The organism is Pseudomonas oryziphila (assembly GCF_003940825.1).
Taxonomy (GTDB): domain Bacteria; phylum Pseudomonadota; class Gammaproteobacteria; order Pseudomonadales; family Pseudomonadaceae; genus Aquipseudomonas; species Aquipseudomonas sichuanensis.
In genome coordinates, this window is record NZ_CP034338.1 from 38,789 (window position 1) to 63,975 (window position 25,187).

Consider the following 25,187-nt stretch of genomic DNA (forward strand, 5'->3'; position numbering starts at 1 on the left):
AGGGGTAAAGCCCATGCCGGGCAATGACTGGGATTAGCCAAGCTTATGTTTGAGCACCTTGCCGACCTGCCCCTCGACACCCTGCGCGTGTTCGAGGCCGCCGCCCGCCTGCGCAGCTTCACCGCTGCCGCCGTGGAACTGGGCACCACCCAGCCGGCGGTCAGCCAGCAGATGAAGCGCCTGGAGGCGCAACTGGGCACGCGCTTGTTCGACCGGATCTACCGGGGCATCGAGCTGACCGAGGCAGGCTTGCTGTTGTTCGAGCAGGTGCACCAGGGCTTGCAGGCGATGGACGATGGCGTTGCCCAAGCCAGTGGGCGCGGCCAGCGCGAGGTGCTGCAGGTGGCTACCGACTTCGCCTTTGCGGCGTTCTGGCTGATGCCGCGCCTGCAGCGTTTTCATGAGGCTTATCCACAGGTGGACGTGAGCTTGGTAACCGGCGAGCGCAGCCAGGCGATGTTGCGCCCGGACATCGATGTGGCGGTGCTGTTCGGCGATGGGCGCTTCCATCAGGGCGAGAGCCGCTGGCTGTTCGATGAGGAAGTTTTCCCGGTGTGCAGCCCTCGGCTGATTCATGGCAAACCCTTGTCAGCCGTGGCTTTGCAACGATTGCCCCTGCTCCATTTACGGGGTGAGCAGGCCAGCCGCTGGTTCGACTGGGCGGGGGTGTTTCGCGGGTTTGGCGTGGACAGCCCGCCACCGGCCGGGCAGCTGCGGTTCGACAATTACACGCTGCTGATTCAGGCGGCGATTGCCGGGCAAGGGGTGGCGATTGGCTGGGCGCACCTGGTTGATGGGCTGGTCGAGCAGGGGTTGTTGTGTCGGCCATTGGAAGGGAGTTTGCGCTCGAAGCGGGGGTATTACGCGGTGCTGCCGCCGCGCAAACGGCGTGGGGCCTTGATCGAACGGTTTGTGGACTGGCTGGAGCAGGAGCGCGGCCGCCCTGACTTGTCGCGCAATTTGTAGGAGCGGCTTTAGCCGCGAACACCGGCGCAGCCGGTGCCATCTACCGCGTTGCCTGCTTCGCGGCTGAAGCCGCTCCCACAGGGATGGCGTAGACTCGAAGGCAGGTCATCACTGCTATTCAGGAGCCATCGTGCAAAGGATCAAGGGCTACCACGCCCACGTGTACTACGACGCATCGACCATGGAGCAGGCCCGCGAGCTGTGCGAAGAGGCGACGCGGCTGTTTCCGGTGACCATGGGGCGCATGCACCAGAAGCCGGTCGGGCCGCACCCGGACTGGAGCTGCCAGCTGGCGTTCGGGCCGGAGGTGGTTGGCGTGGTGCTGCCGTGGTTGGCGCTGTACCGCAAGGGGCTGGTGGTGTTCCTGCACCCGGAAACCGGGGATGAGCTGGCGGATCACCGCGATCATGCGATCTGGATGGGGGCGATCAGGTCGTTGGACCTGTCGATTTTCCACGACTGACTACGGCTGAGTGAGCTTGAGCGCGTCACCGCCCAAATCTACCGCTTGGGTGTAAGGCTGATGAAACCGCCCTTGCCGTATTTATAGCGGCAAACAGGCTCGTCCGGATCATCGGGGTTTGAATCGTCAGCTTCGAGTGCCTTCACATCAACTGCGTCACCTTCTGTAAACCCGGTCCATTCGCGGCCATCAAATATGGTCGAATACCGATGGCCTTTGAGCAACCCCTCCATTTCCTGTTCTTCATCAGGCGTCACAGAAAAGGATGCGCTCGGTAGCGGGCAGGAGGCGGCGAATGCACCATTCGCAAGCAAAGCGGACAGGGTGAAGCAGATCAGATAGCGCATGGCACCAACTCCTTCAGGTATTGGGAATTCGCAGGATGCGGGTTCCCCCTGAGGATGCGCTACTGGTAGAAATGCCAGGTCCGGAGGTGGCCTCTTCGCGGGTAAACCCGCTCCCACAGGCGTTGCACAGCCCTTGAGAGCGGTGCAGTCTCTGTGGGAGCGGGTTTACCCGCGAAGCAGGCGACGAGGTTCAGCGACGAGCGCCGCGCACCCCTTCAGCCAGCGCCGAGCACAGGCTCAGCACGTCGTTCACAGCCTGGTCGTCGCTCTTGGCCTGGGCGATCTTGTCGACCAGCGCCGAACCCACCACCACACCGTCGGCCAGGCGGGCGATGGCCGCTGCCTGCTCCGGCGTGCGGATACCAAAGCCAACGCTGATCGGCAGGTCGGTATGCCGGCGCAGCCGTGCCACCGCCTCGGTCACATGCTCGGTGGTCGCCGAGCCCGCACCGGTCACACCCGCCACCGATACGTAGTAGACGAACCCGGAGCTGCGCTCCAGCACGCGCGGCAGGCGCACGTCGTCGGTGGTCGGGGTGGTCAGGCGGATGAAGTCGATGCCCGCGGCCTGGGCCGGGGTGGCCAGTTCGGCGTCGTGCTCCGGCGGCAGGTCGACGATGATCAGGCCATCGACACCCGCCGCTTTCGCCTCGGCGACGAACTTGTCCACGCCGAACCGGTGGATCGGGTTGTAGTAACCCATCAGCACGATCGGTGTGGCCTGGTTGTCTACACGGAATTCACGCACCATCTGCAGGGTCTTGGCCAGGGTCTGGCCGGCTTCCAATGCGCGCAGGGTGGCAAGCTGGATGGCCACGCCGTCGGCCATCGGGTCGGTGAACGGCATGCCCAGCTCGATCACGTCGGCGCCGGCGGCCGGCAGGCCTTTGAGGATCTTCAGCGAGGCGTCATAGCCTGGGTCGCCAGCGGTGACGAAGGTGACCAGGGCGGCGCGGCCTTCGGCCTTCAGTTCGGCGAAGCGTTGTTCAAGACGGCTCATGCCTGTTTCTCCTGGGCGGCCATGTGGTTCATCACGGTTTGCATGTCCTTGTCGCCACGACCGGACAGGCAGATCACCATCAGGTGGTCCTTGGGCAGGGTCGGCGCGCGCTTGATCGCCTCGGCCAGGGCGTGGGAGCTTTCCAGCGCCGGGATGATGCCTTCGAGGCGGCAACTGATGTGGAAGGCGTCGAGGGCTTCGTCGTCGGTGATGCTGACGTATTCCACGCGCTTCACTTCGTGCAGGTAGGCGTGCTCCGGGCCGATGCCGGGGTAGTCCAGGCCTGCGGAAATCGAGTGGGCGTCAGTGATCTGGCCGTCGTCGTCCTGCAGCAGATAGGTGCGGTTGCCGTGCAGCACGCCCGGTACGCCGCCGTTCAGGCTGGCCGCGTGCTTGTCGGTGTGCACGCCGTGGCCGCCGGCTTCGACGCCGATGATCTTGACGCTTTCATCTTCGAGGAAGTCGTGGAACAGGCCCATGGCGTTGGAGCCGCCGCCGACGCAGGCGATCAGGCTGTCGGGCAGGCGACCTTCCTTTTCTTGCAGCTGGGCACGGGTTTCTTTGCCGATGATCGACTGGAAGTCGCGGACCATCGCCGGGTACGGGTGCGGGCCGGCCACGGTGCCGATCAGGTAGAAGGTGTCGTCGACGTTGGTGACCCAGTCGCGCAGGGCCTCGTTCATGGCGTCCTTGAGGGTGCCGGTGCCGGCGGTGACCGGGACGATCTCGGCGCCCAGCAGCTTCATGCGGAACACGTTGGCCTGCTGGCGCTCGATGTCGGTGGCGCCCATGTAGATCACGCAGGGCAGGCCGAAGCGCGCGGCGACGGTGGCGGTGGCCACGCCGTGCATGCCGGCGCCGGTTTCGGCGATCAGGCGCTTCTTGCCCATGCGCTTGGCCAGCAGCACCTGGCCGATGCAGTTGTTCACCTTGTGCGCGCCGGTGTGGTTGAGCTCTTCACGTTTGAAGAAGATCTTCGCGCCGCCGCAGTGTTCGGTCAGGCGTTCGGCGAAGTACAGCGGGTTGGGGCGGCCAATGTAGTCGCGCTGGAAGTAGGCCAGGTCTTCGAGGAACTTGGGGTCGGCCTTGGCGGCTTCGTATTCGCGGGCAAGGTCCAGCACCAGCGGCATCAGGGTTTCGGCCACGTAGCGGCCGCCGAACGAGCCGAACAGGCCGTTGGCGTCGGGGCCGGGGCGGTATTGGGACTGGGACATGGGGCGCTCCATAGGCGGTGTAAGGAGTTGGTACCGTGTTGGCTTCTTCGCGGGTAAACCCGCTCCCACAGGTTCAGTGTTGCCCTCGGAATCACATCAATCCTGTGGGAGCGGGTTTACCCGCGAAGGGGCCGGCACTGGTCGATGGGCTTTACTCTACCCACGACATGCGCTGCTGAAAACCGATAAGATTGCGCAAACCTGTCAGGAAATCTCACAAGTCATATGGCCCAGGATCTTCCCCCGCTCAACGCCTTGCGGGCCTTCGAGGCCACCGCCCGGCTCAACAGTGTCAGCCAGGCCGCCGAAGCGCTGCATGTGACCCACGGAGCGGTCAGCCGGCAGATCAAGGTGCTCGAAGAGCACCTTGGGGTGGCGTTGTTCGTCAAGGACGGGCGCGGCATCAAACTCACAGATGCCGGTGTGCGCCTGCGCGATGCCAGCTTCGAAGCGTTCGACCGTTTGCGCGGCGTGTGTGCCGAGCTTTCGCGCACGGCAGACGAAGCGCCGTTCGTGCTCGGCTGCTCCGGCAGCCTGCTGGCGCGCTGGTTCATCCCGCGCCTTGGGCGTTTGAAAGCGGACCTGCCGGAGTTGCGCCTGCACCTGTCAGCGGGCGAAGGCGACCTCGATCCGCGGCGCCCAGGGTTGGACGCGCTGCTGGTGTATGCCGAGCCGCCGTGGCCGGCGGACATGCAGGTGCATGTGCTTGCCGAGGAGCGCATCGGCCCGGTGCTGAGCCCGCACTTCGAAGGCTTCGATCGTTTGAAAGCCGCGCCAGCCGTGGCTTTGCAACGAGAAGCAGTGCTCCACACCACCTCGCGACCGCAGGCTTGGCCGACCTGGGCAGAGCAGCAGGGCCTGGCGCCTGAAGCCTTGAATTACGGCCAGGCTTTCGAGCATCTGTACTACCTGCTGGAAGCGGCGGTAGCCGGGCTGGGCGTGGCCATCGCGCCACAGCCACTGGTGGCGGACGACCTGAAAGCCGGACGGCTGGCTGCACCCTGGGGCTTTTCACCCACCCGTGCGGCCTTGGCGCTATGGGTGCCCCGGCGCGCTGATGACGGTCGCGCCGAGCAACTGGCGCAGTGGCTGCGCCAGGAGCTGCAACGGCAGGCGGGTTAGTTGCGGCGGCACAGCAGGTAGGCGGCCAGCAGGCCAAGGGCACCAACGGCCACGCCGGCGGTGGTCCAGGGGTGTTCCTGGGCGTAGTCGCGGGTGGCGATACCGGTTTGGCGGGTGCGGGTTTTGACATCCGCATAGGCATCGCTGAGCAAGCTGCGCGAGTGCTTGAGGGCGCTTTCGGCACTGCCGCGCAGCGCCTTCATGGTTTTCTGCGATTCTTCCGAGGCGTCGTGCTTGAGGTGTTCCAAGGTCTTGAGCAGGCTCTCGATCTCGGCTTCCATGCTTTCCAGCGACGCTTTGCGCAGCGAGTTGTGGGCCATGGTGACTCTCCTTCGCGGTGGATGAGGTGTACAGGGTGCGACTGCGCGGCGGGCTGAAAGTGCGATCGAATTTTCACCTGCGGCATTGGCTCGCAGGTAAACCAGGCCGGCGCTGCTAGGCTGAACTGACACTTCATCCAAGGAGCGCACTCATGAGCGATCATCACACTTACAAGAAGATCGAGCTGGTCGGGTCCTCGCCCACCAGCATCGAAGAGGCGATCAACAATGCCCTGGCCGAGGCAGGCAAGAGCATCAAGCACCTGGAATGGTTCGAGGTGATCGATACCCGCGGGCATATCCGTGACAACAAGGCCGCGCACTTCCAGGTGACGCTGAAGGTGGGCTTCCGCATCGCCAACAGCTGACCGGCAGCCGGGCTGGCTTTGCCCGGCATGATGCGGTAATAGGTTTGCAGGGCGCACAGGCTGCGCCCTTTTCGACTTTGATCTGTACAAGGAACGCGATAGATGAAGAAGTTGATTGTGGCAGTAGGCCTGATGATGCTGGCCGGCGGTGCGATGGCGGCGGGCAAACCGTGCGAAGAGCTCAAGGCCGAGATCGCCGCGAAGCTGGATGCCAAGGGCGTGAAGGGTTATTCGCTGGAGATCGTCAAGAAGGGCGACCCGGCGGGCAAGGTGGTGGGTACCTGTGAGGGTGGCGCCAAAGAGATTGTCTACCGACGCGGCTGATGCCGAGCGTTTTTCGCGGGTAAACCCGCTCCCACAGGTGTTCCACTGATACCAAAGTCAGTGGAGCACCTGTGGGAGCGGGTTTACCCGCGAAGCAGTTCATTCTGTCTTGAGGGCCTGCGCCATCAATTCATAGGACCGGATCCGGTCCGCATGCTCATACAGGTCACTGGTAAAGATCAGCTCATCCGCCCCGGTCTGTTCCAGCAGTACCTCCACCTTGGCCCGCACCTTCTGCGGGCTGCCAATCATCGCCAGGCCCAGGAAACTGCTCACCGCGTCGCGCTCGTGAGGCAGCCACAGGCCGTTCATGCTCTCGACGGGCGGGCGCTGCATCAGGCTCTGGCCACGGATCAACGCCAGGATGCGCTGGTACACCGAGGTGGCCAGGTATTCGGCCTTCTCGTCGGTTTCGGCCACCACCATCGGTACCCCGAGCATCACGTAGGGCTTGTCCAGTGTGGTGGAAGGCTTGAAGTGGTCGCGGTAGATACGGATGGCCTCGTGCATGTAGCGCGGCGCGAAGTGCGAGGCGAAGGCGTACGGCATGCCGCGCATGCCGGCCAGCTGGGCGCTGAACAGGCTGGAACCCAGTAGCCACATTGGCACCTCGGTGTCGTGGCCGGGCACGGCGATGACCTTCTGGTCGTCGGTGCGTGGGCCGAGGTAGCGCGACAGCTCCTCGACGTCATCCGGGAAATCGTCGGCGCTGCCGGAACGCTCGCGGCGCAAGGCTCGGGCGGTCATTTGGTCGGAGCCGGGGGCGCGGCCCAGGCCCAGGTCGATGCGGCCCGGGTACAGGCTGGCGAGGGTGCCGAACTGTTCGGCGATCACCAGCGGTGCGTGGTTGGGCAGCATCACCCCGCCAGAGCCGACGCGAATGGTCGAGGTACCACCGGCCAGGTAACCGATCAGCACGGCGGTGGCCGAGCTGGCGATGCCATCCATGTTGTGGTGCTCGGCCACCCAGAAGCGGTGATAACCAAAGCGTTCGGCGTGTTGCGCCAGGTCCAGCGAGTTGCGCAGCGCTTGCGCCGGGCCGCCGTCGGCGCGCACGGGCACCAGGTCGAGGGTGGAATACTTCAGGTCTCGCAGGTGCGTCATCGAAAGCCTCCGCAGCAGAGTGGTTGGCCAAAGGCCTTGCAGACTCTGTATGGGCACATTCGAAGGATTCAATGCCTACCGGTGGATTGATCTGAACTTGGCGTGGGCAGGGGCCTCAGAACCATAAGCACCCCACCCTGTGACCAGGAGGCAACATGAAGAAGACAGCATCGGCGATCTGGCAAGGTGGCCTGAAGGATGGCCATGGCCTGTTGTCCACCGAAAGCGGCGCGCTCAAGCAGAACCCTTACGGCTTCAACACCCGCTTCGAGGGCATCCCGGGGACCAACCCCGAAGAGCTGATCGGCGCGGCCCATGCCGGGTGTTTCTCCATGGCCCTGTCGATGATGCTGGGCGAGGCTGGCCTGACCCCGGAGCGCATCGACACCTTTGCCGAGGTGAGCTTGGACAAGCAGGCCGACGGTTTCGCAATCACGGCGGTGCACCTGACGCTCAAGGCGAAAGTGCCGGGCGCCAGCGAGGCGCAGTTCCAGGAGATCGCCAACAAGGCCAAGGCCGGTTGCCCGGTGTCCAAGGTGCTGAACGCGACGATCAGCCTGGATGCGACCTTGCTGACCTAGGCCGGCGCAACGGCGGCGGTTTGCGGTAGTCTAACCAGCATCGGCAGCCCACCTGCCCTTTTAGGAGTGGTTCCATGATCCGCGTAGCAATTGCCATGCTGGCCTCCCTGATGGCCACGGGTGCACTGGCCGCAGTCAAGCCGTGCGAGGAACTCAAGGCCGAGATCGAGGCGAAGATCCAGGCGCGCGGGGTGACCTCCTACACGCTGGAGATCGTGCCGAACAGCGAAGTCCATGATCAGAGCATGGTCGTGGGGAGTTGCGAGGGTGGCACCAAAAAGATCATTTACCAGAAGAATGATCGGTAAGGCCGGCCTCTACTTCTGTAGGAGCGGCCTTGTGTCGCGATAGGGGCGCGTAGCGGCCCCAGGTTTTCAGCATCAAACAGAAATCGCCGGGGCTGCTGCGCAGCCCTTTCGCGACACAAGGCCGCTCCTACAGAGCCCTAGGGAATGCAGAACACATTGCTCGGCTCATTCACCACCACCTTGCGGTTGGCGTCGTACAGCAGCACCTGTGGCTGCATCACCGGCGCCCGCGCCTCCAGACGGTAACGTTCGCCGGCCTTGAAGTCGTCGTAGCGCACGGTGAGGTAGCAGGTGCGTTCGGTCGGGTCGGTACTGAAGCCGCCGGAATACACCTCGAAGTCGAAGCGCACCACCAGCTCATGCTTGCCCGGCGTCACCTGGAAGTAGCGGCCATCCTCGAGCCGCTTGCCGTCCAGGCGGTCGGCCATGAGGGTACGGCCAGGGGTGACGGTGTACATGTCGATCCAGGCCTTGCCTGGGTCGACTGGCGGCAAGGGGCTGGCGCAAGCCCCCAGTGCGCTGATGGCGAACAGCATCATGGGCTGGCGCATGGCGAAACTCCCGCTCGCGATTCACAGGCCATAAGCATAGCGCCGTTCGCGGCCTTCAGGTGCGCTGGCAGCCTGCCGGTTCACCCTGGCCGATCAGTTTGCCTTGCTGGTCGTAGAGCTTGACCCATGGGCGCAAACCAATGCTGCCCGCCTGCATCTGGTAGCGCTGGCCGGCATTGAAGTCCTTGAAGGTGAGGTTGAGCTGGCAATCGCGCCACAGCGGCTCGTCGACCGGGCCGATATTGCTCGGCGCCACGGGGAACTGGTAGCGCACGGTCAGCTCGTGATTGCCGGGCTGTACCTCGAAATAGCGGTTGTCGGCCCAGGCGCGTTCATCCACCTGCACGGCATGCAGCGAGGCGTTGTCGTGCGGGGCCAGGTCGATCCAGGCCTGGTTCGGGTCCGGGTCGGGCAAAGTGGCGCAGCCGGACAGCAGCATGAGTGTGCCCACGGCAAACCTAGTACGCATGGCGAAGCTCCCCCTTGGCAAGATAGTCTTGGTCGCATTCGGCCGACGAGCGAGATAGACAGCCTCGATGTTTGGACTTTTTCTTTTCACGCGCTGCAGCCGTCGGGGTCTGGACCGCGTTTTCACCCGCTTGGTTCCCGCCGCGCTCGGCGTCCTGCTGAGCGGTTGTTCCAGCTTGGGTTACTACGGCCAGTTGGCCGAGGGGCAATGGCAGCTGTTGCGGGCGCGCCAGCCCGTGGCGCAGGTGATCGACGACCCTGCCACTCGCCCGGAGCTGCGCCAGCGCCTGCAATTCGCCCAGCAGGCCCGGGTGTTTGCCAGTGAGCAACTGAAACTGCCGGACAACGGCAGTTACCGGGTGTATGCCGAGCTGGGCCGGCCCTACGTGGTGTGGAATGTGTTCGCCACCCCCGAGCTGTCGCTGCAGCCAGTCACCCATTGCTTCCCTGTCGCCGGCTGTGTGGCCTATCGCGGCTATTACCAGCAGGGTGCGGCCCGCGGGGCGGCGGCGTTGATGCGCGAGCAAGGGCTGGATGTCTATGTCGGGGGTGTGGAGGCGTATTCGACGCTGGGCTGGTTCGACGACCCGATCCTTTCCAGCATGGTCGGTTGGGGCGGCGAGCGCCTGGCCACGGTGATCTTCCATGAGCTGGCGCACCAGCGCTTCTATGTGCAGGACGATACCGAGTTCAACGAGTCGTTCGCCTCCTTCGTCGAGCAGGAAGGCACCCGGCAATGGCGCGCGGCGCGTGGGCTGGCAGCGGTTGAGGAGCGTGGCGCCGGGCAACGCGATGCCTTCATTCGCCTGGTGTTGGCCAGCCGTGAGCGCTTGCAGGCGATCTATGCCGGGCCGCTGGATGAAGCGGGCAAGCGAGTGGCCAAGCAGGCGGAGTTCGAGCGATTGCGGCGCGAGTACCGTGAGGTGCGGGATCGGGACTGGGCCGGGGATCGGCGCTTCGATGCCTGGATCTTTGCGCCGATGAACAATGCGAAGTTGTTGCCGTTTGGTCTGTATGACCAGTGGGTGCCGGCATTTTCGCAGCTGTTCAAGGAGGTTGGTGGGGATTGGCTGGTTTTCTATCAGCGAGTTGAGGCGCTGGGGCGATTGCCGATTGAACCGCGCAAATTGGCGTTGGCAAAGCTGGCCTCATCGCGGGGCAAGCCCGCTCCCACGATCTGAGACTAGGACGTGGGAGCGGGCTTGCCCCGCGAGGAGGTTTGAATCAGCGCACGAACGCCTGATGCATCTCGGCCAGGGTCTCGAAATGGAACGCCGGCGCTTCGGCTTCCAGTTCCTCGCGGCTACCAAAGCCATACCCCACCGCCACCGCCTGCAAGCCATTGCTGCGCGCGCCGATCAGGTCATGCTTGCGGTCACCGATCATCAAGGTCTGCGCCGGGTCCAGCCCTTCCTCGTCCAACAGGTGACGGATCAGCTCGACCTTGTTGGTCCGGGTGCCATCCAGCTCGCTGCCGTAGATCACCTTGAAGTGCCGGTCGAAGGCGAAATGGCGGGCTATTTCGCGGGCAAACTCCCACGGCTTGGAGGTGGCGATATACAGCGTACGGCCTTGGTCGTTGAGTGCCTGCAGCAGCTCCGGCACGCCGTCGAACACCAGGTTTTCGTACAACCCGGTCACCTTGAAGCGCTCGCGGTAGAAGTTCACCGCGTCCCAGGCCTTGGCTTCGTCGAAGTGGTAGAACTGCATGAACGCCTGCAGCAGGGGCGGGCCAATGAAGTGTTCGAGGCGGGCAAGGTCCGGCTCGTCGATGCCCAGTTTGGCCAGGGCGTACTGGATCGAGCGGGTGATGCCCAGGCGCGGGTCGGTCAGGGTGCCGTCGAGGTCGAAGAGGATGTTCTGCTGGTGCATGGTTTTCTCGGTGCCTGAAAGGTGTTTCGTGGGAGCGGGCTTGCCCCGCGATGGCGGCAGCAGTACCAACCTCTGCTGACTGGGCCAACGCAATCGCGGGGCAAGCCCGCTCCCACGGGCAGAAACTGGGTTTACTGGTCGTAGCCTTCGGCCAGGTGCTGGTCCTTGAGCTTGACGTAGTTGCCGGCGCTGTAGGCGAAGAACGCGTGTTCCTGTTCGCTCAGCAGCCGCACCTGTTTCACTGGGCTGCCCATGTACAGGTACCCGCTGGCCAGGCGCTTGCCCGGGGGCACCAGGCTGCCGGCACCGATGATCACCTCGTCCTCGACGATGGCGCCATCCATGATGGTGCTGCCCATGCCCACCAGGATGCGGTTGCCCAGGGTACAGCCATGCAGCATGACTTTGTGACCGATGGTCACCTCGTCGCCGATGATCAACGGGAAACCATCCGGGTTGAAAGGCCCGGCGTGGGTGATGTGCAACACGCTGCCATCCTGCACGCTGGTGCGCGCGCCGATGCGGATGCGGTGCATGTCGCCGCGCACCACCGTCAGTGGCCAGATCGAGCTGTCGTCACCGATCTCGACGTCGCCGATGACCACCGCCGAACGGTCGACGAAGGCCCGTGCTGCCACTTTCGGCGTGTGTTCCTGGAAGGTCCGGAGGGCCATGATAGTGTTCCTCTGCAATGCCGATAGGCAGGCTGCCTGCTGCGGTCGGCGTCGATTGTAATTAAGATGGTCCCGTGTTTCTCCTGCCAAGGTACCCGAACCGTGAGTGCGAACAACCCGCTGCTGCAGTCCCACGATCTGCCGCCCTTCTCGGCCATCCGCGCCGAGCATGTGCTGCCGGCGATCGAGCAGATCCTTGCCGACAACCGCAAGGCCATCGCCGACATCCTCGAGAAGCAGGGCAACAACCCGAGCTGGGCCGGCCTGGTGCTGGCCATGGACGAACTTAACGACCGCCTGGGCGCCGCCTGGAGCCCGGTCAGCCACCTCAACGCGGTGTGCAACAGCCAGGAGCTGCGCGAGGCCTACGAGTCCTGCCTGCCGGCCCTGAGCGCCTATTCCACCGAACTGGGCCAGAACCGCGCCCTGTTCGACGCCTATCAAGCCCTGGCCAACAGCCCTGAGGCTGCAAGCTTCGATGTGGCGCAGAAGACCATCATCGAGCACGCCCTGCGCGATTTCCGTCTGTCGGGCATCGACCTGCCGGCCGACCAGCAGCAGCGCTACGCCGAAGTGCAGAGCACGCTCAGCGAGCTGGGCAGCCGCTTCTCCAACCAGCTGCTCGATGCCACCCAGGCCTGGACCAAGCACGTCACCGACGAAGCCGCGCTGGCCGGCCTGACCGACTCGGCCAAGGCGCAGATGGCTGCCGCCGCCCAGGCGAAAGGCCTCGACGGCTGGCTGATCACCCTCGAATTCCCCAGCTACTACGCGGTGATGACCTACGCCAGCGACCGCGCCCTGCGCGAAGAGCTGTACGCCGCCTACTGCACCCGCGCTTCCGACCAGGGCCCGAATGCCGGCCAGTTCGACAACGGCCCGGTGATGGAGCAGATCCTCGACCTGCGCCAGGAACTGGCCAAGCTGCTGGGCTACCCGAACTTCGCCGAGCTGAGCCTGGCCACCAAGATGGCCGAGTCCAGCGACCAGGTGCTGGGCTTCCTGCGTGACCTGGCCAAGCGTTCCAAGCCGTTCGCCGCCCAGGACCTGGAGCAGCTCAAGGCCTACGCCGCCGAGCAAGGCACACCGGAACTGGCCAGCTGGGATGCCGGTTATTTCGGCGAGAAGCTGCGCGAGCAGCGCTACAGCGTGTCCCAGGAAGCCCTGCGCGCCTACTTCCCGATCGACAAGGTGCTGACCGGCCTGTTCGCCATCGTCCAGCGCCTGTACGGCATCGAAATCGCCGAGCTCAAAGGCTTCGACGCCTGGCACCCGGATGTGCGCCTGTTCGAGATCAAGGAAAACGGCCAGCACGTGGGCCGCTTCTTCTTCGACCTCTACGCCCGCGCCAACAAGCGCGGCGGTGCCTGGATGGACGGCGCCCGCGACCGTCGCCGCACCGCGGCCGGCAGCCTGCAGAGCCCGGTGGCCAACCTGGTGTGCAACTTCACCCCGGCCGCGCCCGGCAAGCCTGCGCTGCTGACCCACGATGAAGTCACCACGCTGTTCCACGAGTTCGGCCACGGCCTGCACCACCTGCTGACCCGCATCGAGCATGCCGGTGTGTCCGGCATCAACGGCGTTGCCTGGGACGCGGTGGAGCTGCCGAGCCAGTTCATGGAGAACTGGTGCTGGGAGCCGGAAGGCCTGGCGCTGATCTCTGGCCATTACGAAACCGGCGAGCCACTGCCCCAGGACCTGCTGGACAAGATGCTGGCGGCGAAGAACTTCCAGTCCGGCATGATGATGGTGCGCCAGCTGGAGTTCTCGCTGTTCGACTTCGAACTGCACGCCACCCACGGTGACGGCCGCAGCGTGCTGCAAGTGCTCGAGGGCGTGCGCGAGGAAGTCACGGTGATGCGCCCGCCAGCGTACAACCGTTTCCCCAACAGCTTCGCGCACATTTTCTCTGGCGGTTATGCGGCGGGTTACTACAGCTACAAGTGGGCCGAAGTGCTGTCGGCCGACGCCTTCTCGCGCTTTGAAGAAGAAGGCGTGCTCAATGCCGAGACCGGCCGCTCGTTCCGCGAGGCGATCCTGGCGCGGGGCGGTTCCTGCGAGCCGATGGTGCTGTTCGTCGACTTCCGTGGCCGTGAGCCTTCCATCAACGCATTGCTGCGCCACTGCGGCCTGAGTGAGGACGCAGCGGCATGAGTGAGGTAGCCGTGAGCAAGACCAAGCGACGCTTTATCGCCGGGGCCGTGTGCCCGGCGTGCAGCGAGATGGACAAGCTGATGATGTGGAGCGAAGACGACGTGCCGCACCGCGAGTGCATGGCCTGCGGGTTCACCGATACCTTGAATGAGCAGGGGCTGTCGGTGCCCAAGGAACTCGGTACCCGGGTCAACCAGCTGGCGCCGAAGGCGGCGCCGGTGAAAGTACAGGTGCAGACGGTGCAGTTCTTCCCCAATCCGAAGCTCAAGAAGCCCGAGTGAGGTCGGGGTCGCTTCGCGACCCATCGCTGGCAAGCCAGCTCCCACAGGAGGCAGCGATACCCTGTGGGAGCTGGCTTGCCAGCGATGGGCTGCGCAGCAGCCCTTTGCAATCCGCCTGACGGCACTGGTGCTCAAGGAAAACCCGGATTACTGTATGCGCATACAGTAATCCGGGTTTTTCATCATGAAGCCAGCCCCCCTCCGTGGCCGCGGCACCACCGCCAACCCGCACAACCGTTTCGCCCCCAACCACTCGGTGGCCGAGGACGACGGCTGGTACCAGGAAGTCCCGCTCACCCAGGGCACAGAGGTGCGGATCGAGCTGGCCAAGACCATCATCGCCCGCAACACCTCCCCCGACCTGCCCTTCGACCGCACCATCAACCCCTACCGTGGCTGCGAGCACGGCTGCATCTACTGCTACGCCCGCCCCAGCCACGCCTACTGGGACCTCTCCCCCGGCCTGGACTTCGAAACCAAGCTGATCGCCAAGACCAACGCCGCCGAGGTGCTCGAACAGCAACTGAGCAAACCGGGCTACGTCTGCGCGCCGATCAACCTGGGCTCCAACACCGACCCCTACCAGCCCATCGAACGCGAGCAGCAACTCACACGGCGGCTGCTGGAGGTGCTGCTGCGCTACCGCCACCCGGTGACCATCGTCACCAAAGGCTCGCTGGTGCTGCGTGACCTCGACCTGCTGAGCGAACTGGCAAGCCAGCGCCTGGCCCGCGTGATGATCAGCCTCACCACCCTCGACGATGAGCTCAAGCGCACGCTGGAGCCCCGTGCCGCCGCGCCGAAAGCGCGTTTGCGTGCGATTCGGGTGTTGCGCGAGGCTGGAGTGCCGGTGGGCGTGCTGTGTTCGCCGATGATCCCGATGATCAACGACAGTGAGCTGGAGCGCCTGCTGGAGGCGGCAAAGGAAGCCGGCGCCCAGAGCGCGGCGTACATGATGCTGCGCCTGCCGCTGGAGGTGGCGCCGCTGTTCGAGCAGTGGCTGCGCGATCACTACCCGCAACGTGCCGATCACGTGCTGAGCCTGATCCGCCAGAGCCGGGGAGGCGAGTTGTACGACAGCCGGTTTGGCGCGCGCATGCGGGGTGAAGGCGTGTTCGCCGAACTGCTGGCGCAACGGTTTCGCAAGGCGGCCAGGCGCCTGGGGTTCGAAGGGCGGGAGGAGTTGGCGCTGGATTGCAGCGCTTTCTGCCCTCCAGGCGGGCAGATGGCATTGTTCTGAATGCATCTGTGGGAGCGGCTTTAGCCGCGAACACCGGCGTAGCCGGTGCCATTTACCGCGTCGCCTGCTTCGCGGCTAAAGCCGCTCCCACAAGGTCTGCGTCATTCCCTGCAAAGCTACCCTCAGCGTCGCTAATGCTAGGCATCAATATCAGTATTGGGTATTGGCATCTGATGCTTTTTTGCTATTATCCAAATCCCGCCTAAAACCTCTGGAACGCCCGTTCTAGAGCTGTCCAAATTAAGTTTCAGTTAAGTTTTCTCCGCTAGCGTAGGCCCCCAGTCCACCCCGACTGTGATCTATTGTCTGTGCGCGTCATCTAATCCCCGCATAGCCATAATCTTTCCCCGGTAACATGGAACTTACCTTCAAACCGTCAAGAGGATGAATCATGCCCGTCAAGGACCCATCCAAGGTTGTCCCGGCCGCACCCGCCGAAAGCGCCGATGCCGCCCTCAAGCATATCGTCGACGGCTTCCTGCGGTTCCACACCGAGGTCTTCCCTGAGCAGCAAGAGCTGTTCAAGAAGCTGGCCACCGCGCAGAAACCCCGCGCCATGTTCATTACCTGCGCCGACTCGCGCATCGTCCCCGAGCTGATCACCCAGAGTTCGCCTGGCGACCTGTTCGTCACCCGTAACGTCGGCAACGTGGTGCCGCCGTATGGGCAGATGAACGGTGGTGTTTCCAGTGCCATCGAATACGCGGTGCTGGCGTTGGGCGTGCATCACATCATCGTCTGCGGCCACTCCGACTGCGGCGCCATGCGTGCGGTGCTCAACCCGCACTCGCTGGACAAGATGCCGACTGTCGCGGCCTGGCTGCGCCATGCCGAGGTGGCGCGTACCGTGGTCGAAGACAACTGCTCCTGCGAAACCCCGCACGAAAGCATGCAACTGGTGACCAAGGAAAACGTCATCGCCCAGCTGCACCACCTGCGCACCCACCCATCGGTGGCCTCGCGCCTGGCTGCTGGCCAGTTGCACATCCATGGCTGGCTGTACGACATCGAGACCAGCCAGATCGAAGCCTACGATGCCGCCAGCGACAGTTTCCTGCCGCTGATCGCTGGCCAGCCGATCCCGAGCGCCACTCCGAGAGGCCGCTACTAAGCGACCCGACCACGCTGAACAAACCTTGATAGCCGGCTGCACCCCACGGGTGCGGCGCGGCCTTCGCCTGCCTTGAATTCCCCCGAACGCCCTGCCGGCAAACCCGCTGGCGGCCCGCGCCTGCGCGCGATTCGGGGTTCCCAGTGCTCGCGGCCAGAGGAATGGCCGTGAATCGATAAAGGAGCGTCATGGTGAACAAGACACAGATCAAAGCGGCATTGCCGCGTGAGTTGCTGGCCTCGGTGGTGGTGTTCCTGGTGGCCCTGCCGCTGTGCATGGGCATTGCCATCGCCTCTGGCTTGCCGCCGTCCAAGGGCCTGATCACCGGGATCATCGGCGGCATCGTGGTTGGCTTCATCGCCGGCTCACCGCTGCAGGTCAGCGGGCCCGCCGCCGGCCTGGCGGTGTTGGTGTTCGAGCTGGTGCGCCAACATGGCGTGGCCATGCTGGGGCCGATCCTGTTGCTGGCCGGCCTGCTGCAGCTGCTGGCCGGGCGTTTGCGCCTGGGCTGCTGGTTCCGCGTCACGGCGCCGGCGGTGGTGTACGGCATGCTCGCCGGTATCGGCGTGCTGATTGTGCTGTCCCAGGTCCATGTGATGTTCGACGCGGCGCCACAGCCGTCGGGTGTGGATAACCTGCTGGGCTTCCCGGCCACGCTGGCTGCGGCGCTGCCGCTGGAAAGCGCAGGCAATGGCTGGCAGGCCGGCGGGCTGGGCCTGGGCACCATCGCCGTCATGTGGGGCTGGGAACGCTTGCGCCCGCAACGCCTGCGCTTCATCCCCGGCGCATTGCTGGGGGTGGCGGCGATGACCGCCATCAGCCTGTGGCTGGCGCTGCCGGTCAACCGGGTGCAGGTACCGGCGGACCTGTCCGAGGCCATCGACTGGCTGCGCCCGGACGATCTGCTCAAGTTGGCCGACCCTACCCTGCTGGTGGCGGCCTTCGCCCTGGCCTTCATCGCCAGTGCCGAAACGCTGCTGTCGGCAGCGGCGGTGGACCGCATGCACAGTGGCCAGCGCTCGGACTTCGACCGTGAACTGTCGGCGCAAGGGGTCGGCAACATGCTCTGCGGTGTGCTCGGTGCGCTGCCGATGACCGGGGTGATAGTGCGCAGTTCGGCCAACGTGCAGGCCGGCGCGCAAACCCGCGCTTCGGCGATCCTGCATGGGCTGTGGTTGCTGGCATTCGTCGTCGCCTTGAGCAGCGTGCTGCAGCAGATCCCGGTGGCCAGCCTGGCGGGCGTGCTGGTGTACACCGGCGTGAAGCTGGTGGATTTCAAGGCGTTCCGAGGGTTGAGCCGTTATGGGCGGATGCCGATGTTCACGTATGCCGCGACGGCACTGGCGATCGTTTTCACCGACCTGCTCACCGGTGTGCTGCTGGGCTTTGCGCTCACCCTGCTGAAGCTGGCGCTGAAGGCGGCGCGGCTGAAGATCAACCTGGTGACACTGGCCAAGCCGGGGCACATGGAGCTGCGCCTGAGCGGGGCGGCGACCTTTCTCAAGGTGCCGGCGCTGACCCAGGTGCTCGACACCGTGCCGGAAGGGACCACGCTGCATGTGCCGTTGGGCAACCTGAGCTACATCGACCATTCCTGTCTGGAACTGCTGGAGGATTGGGGGCGCAGCAGTGCGGCCAAGGGGACGCGGCTGGTGCTGGAGCAGCGGCGGTTGAAGCGGCGGGTCGAGGGACGGTTGCGGACTACGGCGGGGGTTGGGGCTTAACAGCATCGCGGGGCAAGCCCGCTCCCACGACGGATAAAGCGTGGGAGCGGGCTTGCCCCGCGATGACTTCAACTCAGGCCGACTGGCCCAGCTCCACACCAAGCTGGCGCGACAGGCACGGCCAGCGTTTCCATGCCTCACCGGTCTCAGGGCTCGACAGCTTGTCGCGATAGCGCTCCACCGATTCCACGGCAAAGCTCTCATCGTCGAGCATTTCATCCACCGAGTGGTGCACCACCTCATCCAGCTGATTGGCAAACGTCTCGCCAATCAGTTGATGGGCGATCACGTTGGCCACCGTGGTATCCACCGGAATCAGCGGCTGCTGGAAATGGCGGATATACAGGTCGTTGACCTCCTCCACCAGGCGATGCGCCAGGTAGGCCTCGTCCAGCAGGCAGTCGAGGCCGACATGCCCGGCCATCACGCTGGGTGGCTGCAGGAAGTAGGCTTCGGCGATTTTCAGCACCGGTTTGATCTGCGACTCGATGCCGGCCTCGCGGGCCACGCTGTGCGCGGCCTCGAGCAGTTCCGGCACTTCGTTGATATAGGCGCCGACGAAGCGCGCCAGGGTACCCTGGGCATCCTGCTCGGGTAGTTGGATCGAAGGATGCAAGTGCGGCAATTGCTGCTCGAGACGGGTTTTCAGCTGGCCTGTGCGGCTCTCATGTTGATGGGCATTTTCAATCTGCTCGCGTACAGCAGCGATGTTCATGACAACTCCAGGGACAAGGCGTTACAAACGGAAGACACTAAGTTAGCTCGCTTAGGAGATTGGCTAAGACGTATTTGTTATATCACTGAGACACGTGTAGGAAATTGGCTATATCAATATGCCATCATTGTGCCCCAGCCCAGTATCCATGCGGCTTTCAGCGCAAACGTTTGGTTAGGTGAAAGTCATTTGATGCTGTTCATTGCGCGCCATTGGTCGCTGTCTATACTCCCGATGAAACGTGATTCGTTGATGAGGCCCGACTGCCTTTAGCAGGGGGCTCGGTCGTCGAAGTCAGCAGTCTTGGCCGCCGTACCCTTCTTTGTCGTAGCAGGTTGTCCACGCCTCCGGGACTACAAGAACGATAAGGGGAACCCGCAATGATGCGACATCCACATGTCTGGATGGGCCTCCTGCTGTGGTCGGTGTTTGGTCAGGCACAGGCTGCATGGACCGTGAACATGGCGCCCGGGGCGACGGAGGTCTCCCACGCCGTTTTCGACCTGCACATGACCATCTTCTGGATCTGCGTAATCATCGGCATCGTGGTGTTCGGCGCGATGTTCTGGTCGATGGTCATCCACCGCCGCTCTACCGGCCAGCAGCCTGCGCATTTCCACGAGCACACCTGGGTGGAAATCCTCTGGACGGTCGTCCCCTTCCTTATCCTGGTGGCCATGGCCATCCCGGCCACCAAGACCTTGATCGACATCTACGACGCCACCGACTCGGACATCGATATCCAGGTCACCGGCTACCAGTGGAAGTGGCACTACAAGTACCTGGGCCAGGACGTCGAGTTCTTCAGCAACCTGGCCACCCCCGCCGACCAGATCCACAACAAGGCGCCCAAGGACGAGCATTACCTGCTCGAAGTCGACCAGCCGCTGGTGCTGCCGGTGGGGGCCAAGGTGCGTTTCCTGGTGACTGCCGCCGATGTCATCCACTCCTGGTGGGTGCCGGCCTTCGCGGTCAAGCGCGACGCCATCCCCGGGTTCGTCAACGAGGCCTGGACGCGGATCGAGAAGCCCGGCATCTACCGCGGCCAGTGCACCGAACTGTGCGGCAAGGACCACGGCTTCATGCCGGTGGTGGTCGAGGTGAAATCCAAGGCCGACTACGACACCTGGCTCGGTGAGCGCAAGGCCGAGGCGGCCAAGCTCAAGGAGCTGACCAGCAAGGAATGGACCCTCGAAGAGCTGGTGGCGCGCGGCGACAAGGTCTACCACACCACCTGCGTGGCCTGTCACCAGGCCGAGGGTCAGGGCCTGCCGCCGATGTTCCCGGCGCTCAAAGGCTCGAAAATCGCCACCGGGCCGAAGGAAGGTCACCTGAGCATCGTCTTCCACGGCAAGCCTGGTACCGCCATGGCGGCGTTCGGCAAGCAACTCTCGGAAGTCGATATCGCCGCCGTGGTCACCTACGAGCGCAACGCCTGGGGCAACAACAAGGGCGACATGGTCACGCCGAAGGACGTGCTGGCGCTCAAGCAGGCCGAAGCGCAATGAGCCGGGTTACCCGCGGCAGTCAGTGGATTGCAGGAGACAGGACATGAGTGCAGTGATCGACGACCACGCCCACGGCCATGACCACGCCCACGGCCCGGCCAAGGGCCTGATGCGCTGGGTGCTGACCACCAACCACAAGGACATCGGCACGATGTACCTGTGGTTCGCCTTCACCATGTTCCTGCTCGGCGGCTCGTTCGCCATGGTGATCCGCGCCGAGCTGTTCCAGCCGGGCCTGCAGATCGTCGAGCCGGCCTTCTTCAACCAGATGACCACCATGCACGGGCTGATCATGGTGTTCGGCGCGGTGATGCCGGCCTTCGTGGGCCTGGCCAACTGGATGATCCCGCTGATGATCGGCGCGCCCGACATGGCCCTGCCGCGGATGAACAACTTCAGCTTCTGGCTGCTGCCGGCGGCCTTCCTGCTGCTGGTCTCGACCCTATTCAGCCCCGGCGGCGGGCCGAATTTCGGCTGGACCTTCTACGCCCCGCTTTCAACCACCTACGCCCCGGCCAGCGTGACCTTCTTCATCTTCGCCATCCACCTGATGGGCATCAGCTCGATCATGGGCGCGATCAACGTGATCGCCACCATCCTCAACCTGCGTGCCCCGGGCATGACCTTGATGAAGATGCCGCTGTTCGTCTGGACCTGGCTGATCACCGCCTTCCTGCTGATCGCGGTGATGCCGGTGCTGGCCGGCGTGGTGACCATGATGCTGATGGACATCCACTTCGGCACCAGCTTCTTCAGCGCCGCCGGTGGCGGCGACCCGGTGCTGTTCCAGCACGTGTTCTGGTTCTTCGGCCACCCCGAGGTGTACATCATGATCCTGCCGGCGTTCGGCGCGGTCAGCTCGATCATCCCGGCGTTCTCGCGCAAGCCGCTGTTCGGCTACACCTCGATGGTCTACGCCACCGGGGCGATCGCCTTTCTGTCGTTCATCGTCTGGGCCCACCATATGTTCGTGGTCGGCATCCCGGTGGTGGGCGAGCTGTTCTTCATGTACGCGACCATGCTGATCGCCGTGCCCACCGGGGTGAAGGTGTTCAACTGGGTCAGCACCATGTGGGAAGGCTCGCTGACCTTCGAGACGCCGATGCTGTTCGCCATCGCCTTCGTCATCCTGTTCACCATCGGCGGGTTCTCCGGGCTGATGCTGGCCATCGCGCCGGCGGACTTCCAGTACCACGACACCTACTTCGTGGTGGCGCACTTCCACTACGTGCTGGTGCCCGGGGCGATCTTCGGGATCTTTGCCTCGGCCTATTACTGGCTGCCGAAGTGGACTGGGCACATGTACGACGAGACCTTGGGCAAGTTGCACTTCTGGCTGTCGTTCATCGGCATGAACATGGCCTTCTTCCCCATGCATTTCGTCGGCCTGGCCGGCATGCCCCGGCGGATCCCCGACTACAACCTGCAGTTCGCCGACTTCAACATGGTCTCGTCGATCGGCGCGTTCATGTTCGGCGCCACGCAGATCTTCTTCCTGTTCATCGTCATCAAGTGCATCCGTGGCGGCGCGCCGGCGCCGGCCAAACCGTGGGACGGTGCCGAGGGGCTGGAGTGGTCGATACCGTCGCCGGCGCCCTACCACACCTTCCAGACTCCGCCGGAAGTGAAGTAGGAGCGCGCCCATGGACGGCCTGTCGCTGCGCCGCCTGGTTACCCGCCTGGTCATGCTGACCGTGGTGATGTTCGCCTTCGGCTTTGCCCTGGTGCCGATCTATGACGTGATGTGCAAGGCCTTCGGCATCAACGGCAAGACCGGCGGGCAGTACGAGGGCAGCCAGGTCAGCGACCCGACGCGCTCGGTGCGGGTGCAGTTCATGTCGACCAACGCTGGCGACATGAGCTGGGAGTTCCACTCCAGCGCCGACCAGATCGAGGTCAACCCAGGGGCGGTGAACCAGATGATCTTCATTGCCCGCAACCCGACCAAGCACCCGATGAGCGCCCAGGCCATCCCCAGCATCACCCCGGCCGAGGCGGCGGCGTATTTCCACAAGACCGAATGCTTCTGCTTCACCCAGCAGGTGTTGCAGCCTGGCGAACGCATCGAGATGCCGGTGCGCTTCATCGTCGACCGCGACCTGCCGGATTCGGTGAAACACCTGACCTTGGCCTACACCTTGTTCGACATCACCGCTCGCCACCCCCCGGTCGCCCAAGCCGCGACCGAGGGCGCCCGTTGAGGGAAGGAGATACGTCATGGCAAGCCACGAGCACTACTACGTACCGGCGCAGAGCAAGTGGCCGATCATCGCCACGATCGGCATGTTCATCACGGTGTTCGGCCTGGGCACCTGGTTCAACGACCTGAAGGCCGGCCACCCGGAATCCCACGGGCCGCTGATCTTCTTCGTCGGTGCGTTGTTCCTGGCGTACATGCTGTTCGGCTGGTTCGGCGCGGTGGTCAAGGAGAGCCATGCCGGGTTGTATAGCCCGCAGATGGACCGCTCGTTCCGCTGGGGCATGAGCTGGTTCATCTTTTCCGAGGTGATGTTCTTCATGGCCTTCTTCGGCGCGCTGTTCTACGTGCGCGTGCTGGCCGGGCCGTGGCTGGGCGGCGAAGGGGCCAAGGGCGTGGCGCACATGCTCTGGCCCAGTTTCGAATTCGCCTGGCCGCTGCTGCACACGCCAGACCCGAAGCTGTTCCCGCCGCCTAAAGAGGTGATCGACCCGTGGCACCTGCCGCTGATCAACACCATCCTGCTGGTGAGCTCCAGCGTGACCATCACCATTGCCCACCATGCCTTGCGCAAGGGGCACCGTGGACCGCTGAAGTTCTGGATGGCGCTGACCATTCTCCTGGGTATCAGCTTCATCACGTTGCAGGCCTACGAGTACCACGAGGCCTATACCAAGCTGGGGCTGACGTTGGGGTCGGGGATCTATGGCGCGACGTTCTTCATGCTGACCGGTTTCCACGGTGCGCACGTGACCTTGGGCACGATCATCCTGATCGTGATGTTCGTGCGTATTTTGCGCGGGCACTTCAATCCGGAGAAACACTTCGGCTTCGAGGCGGCCAGCTGGTACTGGCACTTCGTCGATGTGGTCTGGGTGGGCTTGTTCATCTTTGTGTATGTGCTCTAGGGCAAGCTACACACGACCCTGTGGGAGCGGGTTTACCCGCGAATGCGATGGTGGATTTGACACCGTATTCGCGGGTAAACCCGCTCCCACAGGGATCCAGGTGATTTCAAAACGGCGCGTGTGACACCAACTGCCCGCTGATCAAGCCCCAGGCCACCAGCCCGATGGTCAGGGCCGCCAGGGTGACACGCACGGTGAGGGCTTTGAGCAGCCGGGTCGACTGGTCGTCGTCCTTGACCAGGAACACCAGGCCACTGAACAGGCTGGCGACGGTGGCCAGCAGCATCAGGACTATCGCGGCCTTGAGCATGACGAGACTCCGGGGGGATGCGGTGATGAGTGCAAGTATAGCGTTCGACCTTGCGGGGCCACGGTGAGGCCGTTTCGCCCCGGCTGGATCCCGACCCTGGTGGTGCTCGCGCTGCTGCCGGGGCTGATCGCGCTTGGCTTCTGGCAACTGGGCCGGGCCGACGACAAGCGCGCCCTGATGGACAGCTACGCCGAACGCCAGGTGGAGGCGCCACTGGCCGCCGCCCAGCTTGCCCAGTTGCCCGACCCTGCCTTCTACCGTGTGCACCTCTATGGCCGTTTCGACGCTCGCCACAGCCTGTTGCTGGACAACCAGATGCGCGACGGCCAGGCCGGCGTCGAACTGCTGCAGCCCTTCCACGACCAGGCCAGCGGCCAGTGGCTGCTGGTCAATCGCGGCTGGTTGCCCTGGCCCGATCGGCGGGTGCCGGTGCAGTTCGTCACACCCGATCAACCCCTGGCGTTGGATGCCTCGGTCTATGTGGCGCCCGGCAAGACCTTCCAGTTGCACCCCGACCCCGCCGGCGGCCAGTGGCCGCATTTGCTGACTGCCGTCGACCCGGCCGGCCTCTGGCAACTGCTCGGGCGTGAAGGTTTCGCCCACGAGCTGCGCCTGGAGCCTGGGCCGGCCAGCTACCGACTGGGCTGGCCGGTGGTCGCCATGGGCCCGGAAAAGCACCTGGGCTATGCCGTGCAGTGGTTTGCCCTGGCCACCACGCTGGTGCTGCTTTACCTGTATTTCGGCTGGCACAACCACAACAAGGAGAACCGCCATGGCCGCCGCCACGAGTCCACTGAACGTGCCTGAAGGGCGCAAGGCCCGCGGGCGCTTGCAGCTGCTGTTGATCCTGTTCGTCGTGCTGGGGCCGATGATCCTAGCCACCAGCATGTACAAACTGCAGTTCTGGGTGCCGGACGGGCGCAACTTCCATGGGGTAATGATCGGCAATGGCCAGAGCCGCGCCGACATTGGCATCGATGCCCAGGACCAGCGCTGGCAGCTGTTGGTCAGCGCCCCGCAAGCCTGCGCCGAGGACTGCCGCCAGCTGGTGTACCTGGCCCGGCAGATCCAGGTGGGCCTGGGCCGTGACGCCAGCCGCGCCAGCCATGCCCTGGCCGCCGCGCAGGCGCTCGATGCGGACTACCAGGCCGTGCTCGGTCGTGAATACCCGCAGCTGCAACGCTACCCGCTGGATAGCCAGCGCTACCAGCAGCAGGTCGGCGAGCCCGGCCCGCAGCTGTGGATCGTCGACCCTCACGGCAACCTGGTGCTGCGCTACGACGCCAAGGTCAACGGCAAGAAGGTGCTGGACGACCTGCGCCACCTGCTCAAGCTGTCCAACATTGGCTAGGAGCCT

General features: G+C 64.2%; 30 protein-coding genes. 19 read left to right on the top strand and 11 right to left on the bottom strand.

The annotated features are described in order from the left end of the window. Window positions 1–45: 45 nt before the first annotated feature. Together EJA05_RS00180 and EJA05_RS00185 are read left to right on the top strand one after the other, a co-directional pair. Window positions 46–966 carry a choline sulfate utilization transcriptional regulator gene (locus EJA05_RS00180; RefSeq protein WP_125857000.1) on the top strand — a complete coding sequence of 307 codons (921 nt, stop codon included), beginning with the start codon at window positions 46–48 and terminating at the stop codon, window positions 964–966. A 130-nt stretch (window positions 967–1,096) separates the two neighbouring features. Next, a complete protein-coding gene (locus EJA05_RS00185; RefSeq protein WP_125857001.1) occupies window positions 1,097–1,429 on the top strand; it encodes a DOPA 4,5-dioxygenase family protein in 333 nt (110 codons plus the stop codon). A gap of 38 nt (window positions 1,430–1,467) precedes the next feature. Here EJA05_RS00185 and EJA05_RS00190 read toward each other — a convergent pair whose 3' ends face one another. From EJA05_RS00190 to trpB, 3 genes are all read right to left on the bottom strand, one after another. After that, window positions 1,468–1,776, bottom strand: a complete 309-nt coding sequence (locus tag EJA05_RS00190; RefSeq protein WP_125857002.1) for a hypothetical protein — start codon at window positions 1,774–1,776, stop codon at window positions 1,468–1,470. A 190-nt stretch (window positions 1,777–1,966) separates the two neighbouring features. Next, the gene (trpA, locus tag EJA05_RS00195; RefSeq protein WP_125857003.1) at window positions 1,967–2,776 is read right to left on the bottom strand and encodes a tryptophan synthase subunit alpha; all 810 of its coding nucleotides are present in this window, start codon (window positions 2,774–2,776) and stop codon (window positions 1,967–1,969) included. After that, window positions 2,773–3,990: a tryptophan synthase subunit beta gene (trpB, locus tag EJA05_RS00200; RefSeq protein ID WP_125462047.1), complete on the bottom strand. Its 1,218-nt coding sequence runs from the start codon at window positions 3,988–3,990 to the stop codon at window positions 2,773–2,775. Before trpB ends, trpA begins: the two co-directional genes overlap by 4 nt. A gap of 225 nt (window positions 3,991–4,215) precedes the next feature. Here trpB and EJA05_RS00205 point away from each other — a divergent pair, with 225 nt between their 5' ends. Then, the gene (locus EJA05_RS00205) at window positions 4,216–5,112 is read left to right on the top strand and encodes a LysR family transcriptional regulator (RefSeq protein ID WP_125857004.1); all 897 of its coding nucleotides are present in this window, start codon (window positions 4,216–4,218) and stop codon (window positions 5,110–5,112) included. On the opposite strand, the gene EJA05_RS00210 is transcribed toward EJA05_RS00205, so the two are convergent. After that, window positions 5,109–5,432 (bottom strand): DUF883 family protein, encoded by a 324-nt coding sequence (locus tag EJA05_RS00210; protein WP_125462049.1) that lies wholly within the window; start codon window positions 5,430–5,432, stop codon window positions 5,109–5,111. The two genes, EJA05_RS00205 and EJA05_RS00210, sit on opposite strands and share 4 nt — an antisense overlap. Before the next feature lie 152 nt (window positions 5,433–5,584). Here EJA05_RS00210 and EJA05_RS00215 point away from each other — a divergent pair, with 152 nt between their 5' ends. Together EJA05_RS00215 and EJA05_RS00220 are read left to right on the top strand one after the other, a co-directional pair. Continuing rightward, a complete protein-coding gene (locus EJA05_RS00215; protein ID WP_023632599.1) occupies window positions 5,585–5,800 on the top strand; it encodes a dodecin in 216 nt (71 codons plus the stop codon). A 102-nt stretch (window positions 5,801–5,902) separates the two neighbouring features. After that, window positions 5,903–6,124, top strand: a complete 222-nt coding sequence (locus EJA05_RS00220; RefSeq protein ID WP_125462050.1) for a DUF1161 domain-containing protein — start codon at window positions 5,903–5,905, stop codon at window positions 6,122–6,124. A gap of 99 nt (window positions 6,125–6,223) precedes the next feature. Here EJA05_RS00220 and EJA05_RS00225 read toward each other — a convergent pair whose 3' ends face one another. Beyond that, window positions 6,224–7,228, bottom strand: coding sequence for an LLM class flavin-dependent oxidoreductase (locus EJA05_RS00225; protein ID WP_125857005.1), 1,005 nt, complete (start codon window positions 7,226–7,228; stop codon window positions 6,224–6,226). A 155-nt stretch (window positions 7,229–7,383) separates the two neighbouring features. Here EJA05_RS00225 and EJA05_RS00230 point away from each other — a divergent pair, with 155 nt between their 5' ends. Continuing rightward, on the top strand, window positions 7,384–7,809 hold the full coding sequence (locus tag EJA05_RS00230) for an OsmC family protein (RefSeq protein ID WP_125462052.1): 426 nt from the start codon (window positions 7,384–7,386) through the stop codon (window positions 7,807–7,809). 74 nt (window positions 7,810–7,883) lie between these two features. After that, a complete protein-coding gene (locus EJA05_RS00235; RefSeq protein WP_125462053.1) occupies window positions 7,884–8,117 on the top strand; it encodes a DUF1161 domain-containing protein in 234 nt (77 codons plus the stop codon). 137 nt (window positions 8,118–8,254) lie between these two features. On the opposite strand, the gene EJA05_RS00240 is transcribed toward EJA05_RS00235, so the two are convergent. Continuing rightward, entirely contained in the window at window positions 8,255–8,668 is a 414-nt protein-coding gene (locus EJA05_RS00240) for a PA0061/PA0062 family lipoprotein (protein WP_125462054.1), read from the bottom strand. 55 nt (window positions 8,669–8,723) lie between these two features. After that, the gene (locus EJA05_RS00245) at window positions 8,724–9,137 is read right to left on the bottom strand and encodes a PA0061/PA0062 family lipoprotein (protein WP_125857006.1); all 414 of its coding nucleotides are present in this window, start codon (window positions 9,135–9,137) and stop codon (window positions 8,724–8,726) included. Between the two features lie 67 nt (window positions 9,138–9,204). On the opposite strand from EJA05_RS00245, the gene EJA05_RS00250 reads away from it, so the two are divergent. After that, entirely contained in the window at window positions 9,205–10,317 is a 1,113-nt protein-coding gene (locus EJA05_RS00250) for an aminopeptidase (protein ID WP_125857007.1), read from the top strand. Between the two features lie 43 nt (window positions 10,318–10,360). Here EJA05_RS00250 and EJA05_RS00255 read toward each other — a convergent pair whose 3' ends face one another. Then, window positions 10,361–11,008 (bottom strand): HAD family hydrolase, encoded by a 648-nt coding sequence (locus tag EJA05_RS00255; RefSeq protein ID WP_125857008.1) that lies wholly within the window; start codon window positions 11,006–11,008, stop codon window positions 10,361–10,363. Between the two features lie 131 nt (window positions 11,009–11,139). Next, window positions 11,140–11,682 (bottom strand): gamma carbonic anhydrase family protein, encoded by a 543-nt coding sequence (locus tag EJA05_RS00260; protein ID WP_125857009.1) that lies wholly within the window; start codon window positions 11,680–11,682, stop codon window positions 11,140–11,142. A 66-nt stretch (window positions 11,683–11,748) separates the two neighbouring features. Between EJA05_RS00260 and prlC the strand changes: the two genes are divergently transcribed. The 5 genes from prlC to EJA05_RS00290 all read left to right on the top strand — a co-directional run bounded on the left by prlC (window position 11,749) and on the right by EJA05_RS00290 (window position 18,192). Further along, on the top strand, window positions 11,749–13,836 hold the full coding sequence (prlC, locus tag EJA05_RS00265) for an oligopeptidase A (RefSeq protein WP_125857010.1): 2,088 nt from the start codon (window positions 11,749–11,751) through the stop codon (window positions 13,834–13,836). After that, on the top strand, window positions 13,833–14,117 hold the full coding sequence (locus tag EJA05_RS00270) for a YheV family putative zinc ribbon protein (protein WP_110994107.1): 285 nt from the start codon (window positions 13,833–13,835) through the stop codon (window positions 14,115–14,117). Before prlC ends, EJA05_RS00270 begins: the two co-directional genes overlap by 4 nt. A gap of 184 nt (window positions 14,118–14,301) precedes the next feature. Beyond that, a complete protein-coding gene (locus EJA05_RS00275; protein ID WP_407692088.1) occupies window positions 14,302–15,357 on the top strand; it encodes a PA0069 family radical SAM protein in 1,056 nt (351 codons plus the stop codon). A 391-nt stretch (window positions 15,358–15,748) separates the two neighbouring features. Next, window positions 15,749–16,468 (top strand): carbonic anhydrase, encoded by a 720-nt coding sequence (locus EJA05_RS00285; RefSeq protein ID WP_125462062.1) that lies wholly within the window; start codon window positions 15,749–15,751, stop codon window positions 16,466–16,468. A gap of 188 nt (window positions 16,469–16,656) precedes the next feature. After that, complete coding sequence (locus tag EJA05_RS00290; RefSeq protein WP_190306026.1) at window positions 16,657–18,192, top strand: SulP family inorganic anion transporter; 1,536 nt, start codon at window positions 16,657–16,659, stop codon at window positions 18,190–18,192. A 73-nt stretch (window positions 18,193–18,265) separates the two neighbouring features. Here EJA05_RS00290 and EJA05_RS00295 read toward each other — a convergent pair whose 3' ends face one another. Next, a complete protein-coding gene (locus EJA05_RS00295; RefSeq protein ID WP_110995054.1) occupies window positions 18,266–18,907 on the bottom strand; it encodes a hypothetical protein in 642 nt (213 codons plus the stop codon). 380 nt (window positions 18,908–19,287) lie between these two features. Here EJA05_RS00295 and coxB point away from each other — a divergent pair, with 380 nt between their 5' ends. The 4 genes from coxB to EJA05_RS00315 are packed head-to-tail and all read left to right on the top strand — an operon-like array spanning window position 19,288 to window position 23,520. After that, a complete protein-coding gene (gene coxB, locus EJA05_RS00300; RefSeq protein ID WP_125857012.1) occupies window positions 19,288–20,415 on the top strand; it encodes a cytochrome c oxidase subunit II in 1,128 nt (375 codons plus the stop codon). A gap of 43 nt (window positions 20,416–20,458) precedes the next feature. Further along, window positions 20,459–22,048 carry a cytochrome c oxidase subunit I gene (ctaD, locus tag EJA05_RS00305; protein ID WP_110995001.1) on the top strand — a complete coding sequence of 530 codons (1,590 nt, stop codon included), beginning with the start codon at window positions 20,459–20,461 and terminating at the stop codon, window positions 22,046–22,048. A 10-nt stretch (window positions 22,049–22,058) separates the two neighbouring features. Continuing rightward, window positions 22,059–22,616, top strand: coding sequence for a cytochrome c oxidase assembly protein (locus EJA05_RS00310; RefSeq protein WP_110995002.1), 558 nt, complete (start codon window positions 22,059–22,061; stop codon window positions 22,614–22,616). Window positions 22,617–22,632: 16 nt separating this feature from the next. Next, window positions 22,633–23,520 carry a cytochrome c oxidase subunit 3 gene (locus EJA05_RS00315; protein ID WP_125462065.1) on the top strand — a complete coding sequence of 296 codons (888 nt, stop codon included), beginning with the start codon at window positions 22,633–22,635 and terminating at the stop codon, window positions 23,518–23,520. A 106-nt stretch (window positions 23,521–23,626) separates the two neighbouring features. Here EJA05_RS00315 and EJA05_RS00320 read toward each other — a convergent pair whose 3' ends face one another. After that, a complete protein-coding gene (locus EJA05_RS00320) occupies window positions 23,627–23,830 on the bottom strand; it encodes a twin transmembrane helix small protein (protein WP_125462066.1) in 204 nt (67 codons plus the stop codon). Between the two features lie 63 nt (window positions 23,831–23,893). Here EJA05_RS00320 and EJA05_RS00325 point away from each other — a divergent pair, with 63 nt between their 5' ends. Both EJA05_RS00325 and EJA05_RS00330 read left to right on the top strand, forming a co-directional pair. Further along, window positions 23,894–24,637, top strand: coding sequence for an SURF1 family protein (locus tag EJA05_RS00325; protein ID WP_125857013.1), 744 nt, complete (start codon window positions 23,894–23,896; stop codon window positions 24,635–24,637). Then, a complete protein-coding gene (locus EJA05_RS00330) occupies window positions 24,603–25,181 on the top strand; it encodes a hypothetical protein (protein ID WP_125857014.1) in 579 nt (192 codons plus the stop codon). Before EJA05_RS00325 ends, EJA05_RS00330 begins: the two co-directional genes overlap by 35 nt. Window positions 25,182–25,187 lie beyond the last annotated feature (6 nt).